Source organism: Campylobacter sp. 2457A (genome assembly GCF_020135895.1).
In the GTDB taxonomy this organism is placed as follows: Bacteria; Campylobacterota; Campylobacteria; order Campylobacterales; family Campylobacteraceae; genus Campylobacter_D; species Campylobacter_D taeniopygiae.
Map to the genome: position 1 here is coordinate 1 of NZ_JACHTO010000071.1, position 925 is coordinate 925.

Sequence of the window (925 nt, forward strand, 5' to 3'; positions counted from 1 at the left end):
CATCAATGAAAACATCCTTATGACTAAACAAGGTTTAGAACAAGATAACCAAGCTGTAAAAGAATCTGTTTCTACTGTTCAAGTAGTAGAAAAAGGAGATTTAACTGCAAGAATCACTGCAACTCCTAGAAATCCACAATTAATAGAACTCAAAAATGTTTTAAATAAACTCTTAGATGTCTTACAAGAAAAAGTAGGATCTGATATGAATGCTATTCATAAAATCTTTGAGGAATATAAGAGCTTAGATTTTAGAAACAAATTAGACAATGCTAAAGGTAGTGTTGAAGTAACCACTAATGCTTTAGGTGAAGAAATCATTAAGATGTTAAAACAAAGTTCTGAATTTGCTAATCACTTAGCAAGTGAGAGTTCTAAATTACAAAACGCTGTTCAAAACCTAACTAGCTCTTCTAATTCTCAAGCAGCTTCTTTAGAAGAAACAGCTGCTGCTTTAGAAGAGATTACTTCTTCTATGCAAAATGTTTCTGTAAAGACTAGTGATGTTATCACTCAATCAGAAGAGATTAAAAACGTTACAGGTATTATTGGAGATATTGCAGATCAAATCAATCTTTTAGCATTAAATGCTGCTATAGAAGCGGCACGTGCAGGAGAACACGGACGAGGATTTGCTGTTGTGGCTGATGAAGTTAGAAAACTAGCAGAAAGAACTCAAAAATCATTGAGTGAAATAGAAGCTAATACAAATTTATTAGTTCAATCTATTAATGATATGGCAGAATCTATTAAAGAACAAACTGCAGGTATTACTCAAATCAATGAAAGTGTAGCTGCTATTGATCAAACTACTAAAGACAATGTAGAAATTGCTAATGAATCAGCTATCATTTCTAATACAGTTAGTGATATAGCTAATAATATATTAGAAGATGTTAAGAAGAAAAGATTTTAAGAGATCTTT

1 protein-coding gene is annotated in these 925 nt (G+C 31.4%); it reads left to right on the plus strand.

Annotation, left to right across the window (positions count from 1 at the left end):
• Positions 1 to 916, plus strand: a 916-nt coding sequence (locus tag H2280_RS08350) for a methyl-accepting chemotaxis protein (RefSeq protein WP_337216251.1), incomplete at its 5' end; no start/stop codon positions are given.
• Between the last annotated feature and the right edge of the window lie 9 nt (positions 917 to 925).